At 56.9% G+C, this 4217-nt stretch carries 3 protein-coding genes; 1 reads left to right on the forward strand and 2 read right to left on the reverse strand.

What is annotated here, in order from left to right; genetic code table 11:
• Positions 1-167: 167 nt before the first annotated feature.
• Complete coding sequence (locus V7730_RS22285; RefSeq protein WP_335749750.1) at positions 168-1172, reverse strand: hypothetical protein; 1005 nt, start codon at positions 1170-1172, stop codon at positions 168-170.
• 4 nt (positions 1173-1176) lie between these two features.
• Positions 1177-2373 carry a vanadium-dependent haloperoxidase gene (locus V7730_RS22290; protein WP_335749751.1) on the reverse strand — a complete coding sequence of 399 codons (1197 nt, stop codon included), beginning with the start codon at positions 2371-2373 and terminating at the stop codon, positions 1177-1179.
• A gap of 573 nt (positions 2374-2946) precedes the next feature.
• On the opposite strand from V7730_RS22290, the gene istA reads away from it, so the two are divergent.
• Complete coding sequence (istA, locus tag V7730_RS22295) at positions 2947-4080, forward strand: IS21 family transposase (RefSeq protein ID WP_335749752.1); 1134 nt, start codon at positions 2947-2949, stop codon at positions 4078-4080.
• The last annotated feature ends 137 nt before the right edge of the window (positions 4081-4217 follow it).

A 4217-nucleotide genomic window follows, 5' to 3' on the forward strand; every position in this document is an offset into this window, starting at 1 on the left:
TCTCAGTGACAATTTATGGGGCTACCGGGTCAGCTCTCAGTGACATTCAACACCTCCAGCGTTCAATTTTGCGTCGTTCCATGATACTAAATCGCGTATAAAAGGCTCCCATATCGATTCCTCCCGATAGATAAACTGTAACCGGTGTGCCAAACACGCAGCGTGGTTCAAAATTCATATCGCAGTGACAAGGGCATCCGAAAGTTGCTGGCCGTCCCGTTGTCGAGATAGTTCAGCCCGAAGTTGGCCGAAAAACCGCGGGCAAAGTCTTGTCTCATGCCAAGGGCAGCGGAACGGTACTCCGTTCCCAAATAATGCGATTGCCCGAACTCCAGAGAAACTGCGGTGCGGCTCCGCTTGTAATCCATCCCAACCGAGACGAACTCCTGCCGGTCTGACTGAATGGCACCTGTGGGTGTTACATCCTGTGCACCTGCTTCGAACCCTACGTTGAAGGGTCCGTAGGAGTAGCCGACGATTAGTGCGGCCTCCGTTGTTTCTCCGGTTCCGAAGCCGAGGGTGCGATCTTGAATCGAGCCGGTGCCGATCCTTGCACCAAAGATGTAGTTGCCGAAGGAGATCGGCTGATTGAATATCACGCCGAATTGCCCATGCCCGGCGTCGTCGAAGGCAAGGTTGACATTATAGGCATTGAAGGTCTGGCGGTAGAGAAAGCCGCTTTCCGTCGGCCCCCCAAGACCGCGCGAAAGACGGAGCGCTGCGTTGCCGACCCGGTTGCGCCGCGAGACGCGCGCTTCGAGCAGTTCCGTTACGTTCCCGACGCCCAGGGTTCCCCAACGGTCCCCGACGAAGGCGGCGAAGCGGTGCGTCGTCTGGCTGCGGCCTTGGTGGACAAAGATGCCAGTGTAGCGCAAGGCGACATCCCAACCGTTCGAAAGTTGCGTTTCCAGCGAGACACCCGCTTGCAACGTCGTCCTGCTGCGATCCGACAGGGTCGAAGGTCGGGCTAAATAGGCTTGATCGATCAGGGCATTGAAGCTGAGCGTGGCGCCGCCGATGTCGGTCGACAGTCCTTCTTCGAAGAACGAAAGGTCGTCGTAGCTCAAAAGGTCCTGCGCCAGCGCGGGCGCTGCCGATAACCCAGCGATGGTCAGGGGCACCCCCGCCAATGCCGCGATCAGGATGGATGATTGTGATCTGTCCGTTCTCATCTGGCTACTCAACCTTCCTGAAAGAGTTCGCAAAGACGTGATCCGCGATCCTGCGTCCCGCCATCAGGCCCGCCGTGTTGTCGGCCTCCCAGTGAATGCCGCCGTATTCCCGGCTGTCCCCGCCTTCCTGCGCAGCCTGTGAAAGGCTGCTCCAGCTGCGCCGCACGTCTGTCAGGACATGCGGCCAGTTGACCAGATCGGGGGAGGTAGATGAGAACTGCACGCGATCGGTTCCCAGTAGAAGCGCCAGCATGCGCGCCGACGAGGCGCTGAAGGCCGAGTGCCCGGATGTGTAGGAAGGAAAACCAGGCGTTGGGATGAGTGTTTGCCAACCCGGTGTCGGATCCTTGGCGCGCTTGCGGATATACGTCTCGGGGCGCACCACATCGTGCGCGTATTTGCTTTGCCAGGTCGCGATGCCCGCATCGGCCTGAGCGCTTGATAGCAGGGCAAAGCTGCGCGCCTCCGACAGGAGCGACATGGGCTTTCTTTGCAGCAACCCCATCGCAATGATCTGCCAGTGGCCCGGGGGAGTCACGCCGCGCGGGCCGTCCTCCCAGAAGAAGGCGATCTGGCGCTGGTCGCTGGAACGTACTTTGCTGTGCGCACTGCCCAAGGCACGCACTTTTTCCAGCTGACGGTTGAATTCGGCGCTACCTTCTTCTGGAAAATCAAGGGCGAGGAAAGTGCTCGCGGACGGAATCGACCAGGGCGTCACCCCCCCCCAGCCTGGCAACAATCCGCGAGCGAAATTTGCGAAGGAAGGCCCGCCGCCGGCACTATAGAAGGGCCCTGTAGGGGACCATTTCAAATTGTCCTGTCTCCGCGGGTATCGACCCAGGTAATGCGCGGACCGAGACGGCTCGGCACCGTCATGAATGCGTGATCGGATCAAGGCTAAGGCAACCTGGTGGCCCCACTTGACGCCAAGATCCTTCGGGTCTCCGTCTGGACGCGTGGCCAGGAACTGGTGAAGGTCGATTGAGAACGAGGAGTTCAGCGCAGCTCCAAGCGCGGTGGAAAAGGCGACGGCATAGGCCGCGTGCAAATCCGCACCCTTGGGCCCTTGGCCAACAGACAGGCTTCCTTGATAGCCGCCCGATATACCGTTCAAGGCATTGAACCCTGCCACGTGGGCCATCGCAAAGGCCCGTGTCGCAGGAGGGGGCGCAACCGACTGGTTGCGAATGGCCTGCAGCATAATGTCGGTCCAGTGGCAGACGGTCGTATTGCGGTCCCGACTAACTACGGTCCTGATATAGGATTGGTCTGACGAAATCGGAGCGCTGCAGGACATCAACGCAGAGCATGCCGCTCCTGTGCTCACAAGCATGTACCGGCGGTTCATCATCGGGATCATTTCCTGCTAAATTGAGATGGCGCCTCGCAAAGGTCGGATTGTGTGAGACACGGGTGATTAAAACATAATTTTTTTGAACGCTTAAGTTTATTGATCAATTGTTCACCATCACCATCACCGTTGCTTTGTGTCAAGGTGAAGGGAACATCATGAGGACGTATTCAAGGCACGGACAATCTCGGCAAAGCCCGCTGCTGATGTGTTTGCGTCCAATCGCACATTGACGCTGTTACAGATCAGATAGGAGACAAAGGGCGGAGAGCTGCCGTTCGCTGCAGTCGCGAGCCAGCCACCCATGTAAAACGCACAGCAATAATGGGCCGCAGAAACGGCTGCGACATAGCGCAGTTGTAGCGGAGTAAAATTCCGCCAGTTTGTGTCCTTCGTTTATTCGGGGGGCGGGAGATGTATTCTGTGGATATTTATAATCGTGTGCGCCGCGCTTGTTTGAAGGACGGCATGTCAGCCCGAGAAGCGGCTCGATATTTTAACAAGGACCGTAAGACGATCGCGAAGATGCTGCGTCATGCACTGCCACCTGGGTACCGCCGTTCAGAAGCGCCCCGTCGCCCAACGCTTGATGATTATGTCGGTGTTATCGACGAGATCCTGCGCACAGATAAGGCCCTGATCAAAAAGCAGCGTCATACAGCGAAGCGTATTTTTGAACGCCTGCGCGACGAACATCGGTATGCTGGCAGCCTGACTACGGTGACCTATTACGTTCGGGAGCAAAAGCGGCGCACCAAAGAGGTGTTTCTTCCGTTGTCACATCACCCAGGTCATGCGCAGGTCGATTTTGGCGAGACCCTTGGCGTGATTGGCGGCGTCGAATGTAAGATCCACTTCTTCGTGATGAGCCTGCCGCATTCTGATGCGGTATTTGTGAAGGGGTATCCAGCTGAGACAACCGAGGCGTTTTGTGATGGCCACGTCTCGGCCTTTGCTTTCTTTGGCGGCATTCCGCAATCCATTCTCTACGACAATACCAAGATCGCCGTGGCTCGGATACTCGGGGATAAGACGCGCATCCGCACACGTCGGTTTACGGAACTGCAGTCACATTACTTGTTTGATGACAAGTTTGGCAGACCCGCGCGAGGGAACGATAAAGGCAACGTTGAGGGCATGGTTGGATACACCCGCCGCAACTTCATGGTTCCCGCACCTCGCTATGACAGCTTTGGTGATCTGAACGCACATTTTGAAGAGAAGTGTTTAGCACGTCAGGGCGATAGGTTGCGGGGTCACACCCAAACTATAGGCGCACGCCTGATGTCGGATTTGGATGCTCTGATGGGATTGCCCGTCGCAGAATATGAAGCCTGCGATCACGTCAGCACGCGTGCAACGTCGATCTCAATGGTGCGCTATCGCAGCAATGATTACTCGGTGCCAGTAGCCGATGCGCACCACGATGTTCATGTGCGTGGGTTTGTGCATGAGGTTATCATCGGCTGCGGCAACGAGATTATTGCGCGGCACAAACGATCCTACACATCAGCGGATATGATTTTTGACCCATTGCACTTTTTTGCCCCTGCTTGAACAAAAGGTGGGTGCCTTGGATCAGGCCGCGCCTTTGCAGGGTTGGAATTTGCCAGATGTATTTGCCACGCTGCACCGGCTGCTTGAAGCCAGAATGGGTAAGCCGGGCAAGCGAGAATACGTTCAGGTCCTGCGCC

This window comes from Sulfitobacter sp. (genome assembly GCF_036961165.1).
Taxonomy (GTDB): Bacteria; Pseudomonadota; Alphaproteobacteria; order Rhodobacterales; family Rhodobacteraceae; genus Sulfitobacter.

Bases quoted from the DNA above. Each gene is read 5' to 3' on its own strand.
- V7730_RS22290 (WP_335749751.1), bottom strand. From the start codon at position 2,373: ATGCTGCAGGCCATTCGCAACCAGTCGGTTGCGCCCCCTCCTGCGACA.
- V7730_RS22285 (WP_335749750.1), bottom strand. From the start codon at position 1,172: ATGAGAACGGACAGATCACAATCATCCATCCTGATCGCGGCATTGGCG.